The sequence below is a fragment of the Nocardia sp. NPDC058519 genome (assembly GCF_042719755.1).
Taxonomy (GTDB): domain Bacteria; phylum Actinomycetota; class Actinomycetes; order Mycobacteriales; family Mycobacteriaceae; genus Nocardia.
In genome coordinates, this window is the sequence record NZ_JBHXNK010000068.1 from 1 (window position 1) to 1,956 (window position 1,956).

The 1,956-nt window shown below is 68.6% G+C and carries 5 protein-coding genes; all 5 read right to left on the reverse strand.

Annotated elements, in window-relative coordinates; all coding sequences use genetic code 11:
• Nucleotides 1–10: 10 nt before the first annotated feature.
• A complete protein-coding gene (locus ACFWPK_RS34495) occupies nt 11–532 on the reverse strand; it encodes a hypothetical protein (protein ID WP_378923058.1) in 522 nt (173 codons plus the stop codon).
• Nucleotides 522–848 carry a hypothetical protein gene (locus ACFWPK_RS34500; RefSeq protein ID WP_378923061.1) on the reverse strand — a complete coding sequence of 109 codons (327 nt, stop codon included), beginning with the start codon at nt 846–848 and terminating at the stop codon, nt 522–524. Before ACFWPK_RS34500 ends, ACFWPK_RS34495 begins: the two co-directional genes overlap by 11 nt.
• Entirely contained in the window at nt 841–1,182 is a 342-nt protein-coding gene (locus ACFWPK_RS34505) for a hypothetical protein (protein ID WP_378923062.1), read from the reverse strand. Before ACFWPK_RS34505 ends, ACFWPK_RS34500 begins: the two co-directional genes overlap by 8 nt.
• On the reverse strand, nt 1,179–1,682 hold the full coding sequence (locus tag ACFWPK_RS34510; protein ID WP_378923064.1) for a hypothetical protein: 504 nt from the start codon (nt 1,680–1,682) through the stop codon (nt 1,179–1,181). Before ACFWPK_RS34510 ends, ACFWPK_RS34505 begins: the two co-directional genes overlap by 4 nt.
• Nucleotides 1,679–1,956, reverse strand: a 278-nt coding sequence (locus ACFWPK_RS34515) for a hypothetical protein (RefSeq protein ID WP_378923066.1), incomplete at its 5' end; no start/stop codon positions are given. The genes ACFWPK_RS34510 and ACFWPK_RS34515, both read right to left, overlap by 4 nt.

The following is a 1,956-nucleotide window of genomic DNA, read 5'->3' on the forward strand; positions in this document are numbered from 1 at the left end:
CAGGCCGGGATCAGCCACGGCTCTTCTCCTCGGTGGGGGTGAGGTAGGTGTCCGGCCCGCAATCGGTGTCGCACTGGTCGCACCGCCACCGCCCGTCAGCACCGCTACGGCTGTCGTGGGGGCAGTCGTCGTCCTCGTCGACGGGTTCGTACAGCACGGTGACGCCCGCACCACGGCAGGCGGTGAGCAGTTCGGCACTGGTGTAGGACCCGAACGGCTTGATCCACACCACGGGACTGGTTTCGTCCGGGACGGACTGGTGGGACACCCCGTAGGCCAGGACGACAGAGAACGGCGGAAGCGTGTCCAACTCGGCCGCGTCGCTGATCTCGCGAGCAGGTGGACGCACGCCCGCAGAGATCAGCGCTTCGGCGACATGCTCGGCCCACCCGTGAGCACCAGGGCCGGCGGTCGGGTCGTCGTTGGTGACCCAGTGCGCTGACGGGCACGAGCACTGGAGCTTGTCGCGGCGGTCCCTCCACGACCAGTGGCCGATGACCAGCTCGGCCAGGGTGTCGCGGTCACTCGCCATCGGACACCCACTTGCGCACGATCACGTTTTCCTCGACCTGGCGCACCGGCACCAACCGCAGCGAGTAGTACTCGCCCGGCTGCTGGTCTTCCTGGTTCTCGGTGAGGCCGTGCTCGTAGTCCCAGGCGTAGTGCTGCCCGGACGGCCCCTTGGTGATGACGGTGACGGTGCGCAACCAGCGGCGGTCAGCGCCGTCCTCGTCCTCCACGAACACGAAGCCGTCGACGCCCTCGTCGTCCATGTAGGTGAGTTCGTGCCAGTCGTCGCCTGTGATGAGGGCTTTGAGCTGGTCGATCTCGGCGGTCTGGTCAGACATGGTTCTCCTCGGCGGGTGTGTGGAGCAGGGTCAGGTGGCCGTTGTCGAGCAGGTCGGCCGCGGCGTGCATGAGCTTGGAACCTGGCGGGAACCACGCGACCACCCCGCCGATGCGGGCGCGGATCTTCCCGAAGGCGACACCATCCGGGTGCAGGACGATGGACCCGATCGGCAGGTCACCGAGTTCGTCAGGGTCGGAGATCACGCGGGGGCGTTGGGCTTCGATCTCGTCGGCCAGCTCGGTCAGGAGGCGCGCGGCGCCCGGCTGGAAGTTGGCTCGCATCGCAACAGCCTTGGTGCGGGCGTCGGCGACCAGGTCGCGGGGCGCGCTCATGCCTGGCCGACTTCGGGGGCGATGTGGATGACCCGAACCGGGCCGCGCTGGGCTGTCAGGGCCGCGCTGGTCCACCGGCCGGAGCCCTCTGACCAGGTGCCGCCATCCGGGCTAGCCAGAGCGGGGGCGTGCGCCCACCAACGGACCGACAGGCCGGGGGTTGTCCAGCGCTGCCACATCACGCCGTGCTGGTCGATCACGGCCGAACCGTCGGGGAGGGTGTCGAGGTAGCCGGGATCGGCTGGGACGCCGTTCTGTACTGCGGCGAGAACGGTGAGCAGGTCGACGCGGGCGGCGTTGGCTTCACCGAGGGCAGTGGTCAGCCGGTCAACGCTGGCCTGTTCTTCGCCGAGTTTCTCCCGCAGGATGTGCGCCTCGGCCCGCGCGTGCTGGAGGTCCTCGGCGTGCCCAGCGTTGGCGTCGAGCAATGCGGCCCGCTGTTGGTCGATGTGCTGGGCGAGGGCTTCGAGCGCGGCTGTCGGTTCGATGTGGATTTTCATGCCTTGCCGCCTTCGGGGAGCAGGTACATGACGGCGATGCGGCGGCCGGGAGTGCCCGGCGATGTTTCGCGGGCCTCAGCGAGAGTGCCCGGAATCTGGTGCAGGGCGTTCCACTTGACGCCTTCGTTGTAGCGATCGGGGGCCACGACGTAGTAGCCGACCAGCTCGCCGGGGTCGGTGGTGATGCGCAGGCCGTGACGGGCAGCGAGCTCGGTGATCTTGACGGCGAGGGTGTCGGCGGCAGAATCAGCTACCTGGAGCCAGTCATTCAGGT

Excerpts from the sequence above, each read along its gene's own strand:
- ACFWPK_RS34495 (WP_378923058.1), bottom strand. The coding sequence starts at position 532 with ATGGCGAGTGACCGCGACACCCTGGCCGAGCTGGTCATCGGCCACTGG.
- ACFWPK_RS34500 (WP_378923061.1), bottom strand. The coding sequence starts at position 848 with ATGTCTGACCAGACCGCCGAGATCGACCAGCTCAAAGCCCTCATCACA.
- ACFWPK_RS34505 (WP_378923062.1), bottom strand. The coding sequence starts at position 1,182 with ATGAGCGCGCCCCGCGACCTGGTCGCCGACGCCCGCACCAAGGCTGTT.
- ACFWPK_RS34510 (WP_378923064.1), bottom strand. The coding sequence starts at position 1,682 with ATGAAAATCCACATCGAACCGACAGCCGCGCTCGAAGCCCTCGCCCAG.